Source organism: Kitasatospora sp. NPDC059827, assembly GCF_042731675.1.
Classification (GTDB): domain Bacteria; phylum Actinomycetota; class Actinomycetes; order Streptomycetales; family Streptomycetaceae; genus Kitasatospora.
Genome location: NZ_JBHWIV010000178.1, coordinates 1 through 3152 on the forward strand (window position 1 = coordinate 1; position 3152 = coordinate 3152).

Sequence of the window (3152 nt, forward strand, 5' to 3'; positions counted from 1 at the left end):
CCGACCCCCGGCCCTACGTCTGGACCAAACCCGCTGACCAGATCCTCGAATCCCTCGCCGGATACATTCGACGGATCAAGGACTCAGGACACTAGCGGCGGGTGGCGTATTCCGGGACGGTGTGCATCGGGGGGCGTTCCAGGGCCGTCACGGGGTGGGTGTGGGCGGTGAAGGCGCGGGTGTGCGGGTCGCGGGTGAACTGGGTGAGGTGGGGGTGGACGAGGTCGGCGGAGGCCTTGAGGCGGTGGGAGCGGTCGAGGCGCTCCAGGGCGGTGCGGTAGATGGTGGCGGCCATCCGGCCGAGGGCCTGGCCGTCCTGGTGGCGGTGGTGCCGCACGCCGACGTCGACCTGGGCCAGGGCGTCCAGGCCGACCTGGTCCAGGGCGTCGACCAGGAGGCCGAGTTCGACGCCGTAGCCGGTGGGGAAGGGCAGCCGTTCGAGCAGTGAGCGGCGGGCCGCGTACTCGCCGCCGAGGGGCTGGACGAAGCCGGCGAGTTCCGGCCAGTGGAGGTTGAGCAGGGGGCGGGCGACGAGTTCGGTGACCCGGCCGCCGCCGGTGGGGATGACCGCACCGCTCTCGCCCGCGGCGGAGCCGCTGATCGACACTTCGAGCGGGCGGTCGTACATGGCCTTGACCAGGTGGATGTCGGGGTCGGTGAGCAGCGGGCCGACGATGCCGGAGACGAAGGCCGGGTCGAACTCGCGCAGGTCGGCGTCGATGAAGCAGACGATGTCGCCGTGGGTGACCAGCAGGGAGCGCCAGAGCACCTCGCCCTTGCCGGGGACGGCGGGCAGCCGGGGGAGGATCCGGTCGCGGTGTTCCACCCGGGCGCCGGCCTCGGCGGCGACGGCGGCGGTGGCGTCGGTGGAGCCGGAGTCGACCACGACGAGTTCGTCTACGAGCGGGATCCGGTCCATGAGCTCGCGCCGGACGGTGCGGACGATGTCGCCGACGGTGGCCTCCTCGTCGAGGGCGGGGAGGACGACGCTGACCGTCCGGCCGGTGCGCCGTTTGGCGGCGAGGAGGGCGTCGACCGGCCGCTCGGCCGCGCTCCACGAGCGGCGGCGGAGCCAGGACGCCGCCTGCGGGAGGAGGGCGTGGGTCGGTTCGGCGGGCACGGTGACTCTCCTCGGCGGGATCGGGTGGGACGGGTCATCTCGCTTGGCGGACGGTCCCGTTCAGGGTTGGCGCCTTCGGATACAGTCTTCGTACAGCGGTCGGACCTTTGCACGCCGGGGTCGCCGCTGCGCACCACCACAATTTCACAAGCTCATCCAGAGGGACTGAGGGAACGGCCCGTTGACGTCCCGGCAACCTTCTCGCTCGGCTGTCGTCGACAGGCCCCGGCGGGACAGGTGCCAATTCCGGCCTGTGGCGCGACCGCGCTGCGGGGAAGATGAGGAGAGAGGCCTCCGCCATCATGGCTATCGACATCGCCGCACCTGTTTCCGTCGACCTCGGCCCCGCCGCCGCCCTGTCCTGTCGGGAGTGCGGAACCCGCTTCCCGCTCGGCCCCAGCTTCGCCTGTGTGGAGTGCTTCGGGCCGCTGGAGATCGCCTACGAGTTCGGCGGCGAGCGCGCCGAGGAGCTGCGCAAGCGGATCGAGTCCGGCCCCGCGTCCATCTGGCGGTACGCGCCGCTGCTGCCGGTGCCGGCCGACGTCGCCTCGAAGCCCAACCTGAACCCCGGCTGGACCCCGCTGGTGAAGGCGGACAACCTGGGCCGGGAGCTCGGGTTCACCGCGCAGCTGCACGTCAAGGACGACTCGGGCAACCCGACGCACTCGTTCAAGGACCGGGTGGTGGCCTGCGCGATCGAGGCGGCCCGGGCGTTCGGCTACACCACGCTGTCCTGCTCGTCGACCGGCAACCTGGCCGGTGCGGTGGGTGCGGCGGCGGCCCGGGCCGGGTTCCGCTCCTGCGTGTTCATCCCGCACGACCTGGAGCAGGGCAAGGTCGTGATGGCCGGGGTGTACGGCGGTGAGCTGGTCGGCATCGAGGGCAACTACGACGACGTGAACCGGTTCTGCTCGGAGCTGATCGGGGACCCGGCCGGCGAGGGCTGGGGCTTCGTCAACGTCAATCTGCGGCCGTACTACGGCGAGGGCTCCAAGACGCTGGCCTACGAGATCTGCGAGCAGCTCGGCTGGCGGCTGCCGGAGCAGATCGTCATCCCGATCGCCTCGGGCTCGCAGCTGACGAAGATCGACAAGGGTCTGCAGGAGCTGATCAAGCTGGGCCTGGTGGAGGACCGGCCGTACCGGATCTTCGGCGCCCAGGCGGAGGGCTGCTCGCCGGTGTCGGCGGCGTTCAAGGCCGGTCGGGACGTGATCAGGCCGGTGAAGCCGGACACCATCGCCAAGTCGCTGGCGATCGGCAACCCGGCGGACGGCCCGTACGTGCTGGACATCGCCCGCCGGACCGGCGGTGCGGTGGAGGACGTCACGGACGCGGAGGTGGTGGCGGCGATCCGGCTGCTGGCCCGGACCGAGGGGATCTTCGCCGAGACCGCGGGCGGGGTGACCGTCGGCGTGTTGAAGAAGCTCGTGGAGACCGGTCAGCTGGACCCGTCCAAGGAGACCGTCGCGATCAACACCGGGGACGGCCTCAAGACGCTGGACGCCGTCTCCGAGGCGGGCATGACCGCCGTCATCCGCCCGACGCTGGACTCCTTCCACGCCGCCGGCCTCGCGTCCGTCTGATCCACCCCCCACCCCGCTAGGAGAGTCATGAGCGCCAACGTCCGCATCCCCACCATCCTGCGCACCTACACCGGCGGCGCGGCCGAGGTGCCCGCCGAGGGGGCCACCCTGGGCGAGGTCATCGCCGACCTGGAGCGCAACCACGCGGGCATCGCGGCCCGGATCCTGGACGACACCGGCAAGCTGCGCCGCTTCGTCAACGTGTACGTGAACGACGACGACGTGCGGTTCGCCGAGGGTCTGGCGACCGGGATCGCGGACGGTGCGAGCGTTTCGATCATTCCGGCGGTGGCCGGCGGCTGCTGAGCCGTTCCCGCTTCCCGGCCGTGCGCCGGGGGGGGGATCAGACGAGCGGAACCCGGGGCAGGCGGAGGGCTGTAGGAGGGCCGAATTTAGGTGAGGGGAGGGGTAGTCTGTGGGGGGTGTGGGGCGAAGGGATGCGCTGACGG

The 3152-nt window shown here is 71.5% G+C and carries 3 protein-coding genes and 1 riboswitch; of the genes, 2 read left to right on the plus strand and 1 reads right to left on the minus strand.

Features of this window, described 5'->3' with window-relative positions:
* Positions 1 to 91: 91 nt before the first annotated feature.
* Positions 92 to 1120, minus strand: a complete 1029-nt coding sequence (locus ACFV8H_RS41350) for a glucosyl-3-phosphoglycerate synthase (protein WP_380409929.1) — start codon at positions 1118 to 1120, stop codon at positions 92 to 94.
* 149 nt (positions 1121 to 1269) lie between these two features.
* Positions 1270 to 1405: riboswitch (SAM riboswitch) on the plus strand.
* A 17-nt stretch (positions 1406 to 1422) separates the two neighbouring features.
* On the opposite strand from ACFV8H_RS41350, the gene thrC reads away from it, so the two are divergent.
* Positions 1423 to 2703, plus strand: a complete 1281-nt coding sequence (gene thrC / locus ACFV8H_RS41355; RefSeq protein WP_380409931.1) for a threonine synthase — start codon at positions 1423 to 1425, stop codon at positions 2701 to 2703.
* A 27-nt stretch (positions 2704 to 2730) separates the two neighbouring features.
* A complete protein-coding gene (locus ACFV8H_RS41360) occupies positions 2731 to 3009 on the plus strand; it encodes a MoaD/ThiS family protein (RefSeq protein ID WP_375888691.1) in 279 nt (92 codons plus the stop codon).
* The last annotated feature ends 143 nt before the right edge of the window (positions 3010 to 3152 follow it).

What these genes read in the sequence shown, in the direction of transcription:
- thrC (WP_380409931.1), top strand. Translation starts at nt 1,423, where the DNA reads ATGGCTATCGACATCGCCGCACCTGTTTCCGTCGACCTCGGCCCCGCC.
- ACFV8H_RS41360 (WP_375888691.1), top strand. Translation starts at nt 2,731, where the DNA reads ATGAGCGCCAACGTCCGCATCCCCACCATCCTGCGCACCTACACCGGC.